The following is a 255-nucleotide window of genomic DNA, read 5'->3' as shown; positions in this document are numbered from 1 at the left end:
CGACCTGACGGGCCAGCAGGATGTGCTCACGCGTTTGCGGCATCGGGCCGTCAGCGGCCGAGCACACCAGGATTGCGCCGTCCATCTGCGCCGCGCCCGTGATCATGTTCTTCACGTAGTCAGCGTGACCCGGGCAGTCGACGTGTGCGTAGTGGCGGTTGGCCGTTTCGTACTCGACGTGCGCGGTGTTGATGGTAATACCACGTGCCTTTTCTTCCGGCGCGGCGTCGATCTGGTCGTACGCCTTCGCCTCGC

General features: G+C 64.7%; 1 protein-coding gene. It reads right to left on the bottom strand.

All coding sequences use genetic code 11. The annotated features are described in order from the left end of the window. A partial coding sequence (locus VSR34_RS39140) for a GTP-binding protein (RefSeq protein WP_342965316.1) occupies positions 1-255 on the bottom strand: 255 nt, incomplete at both ends.

This window comes from Paraburkholderia sp. JHI2823, from assembly GCF_038900695.1.
GTDB lineage: Bacteria > Pseudomonadota > Gammaproteobacteria > Burkholderiales > Burkholderiaceae > Paraburkholderia > Paraburkholderia mimosarum.
This window is presented reverse-complemented; position numbering and strand designations above follow the sequence as displayed.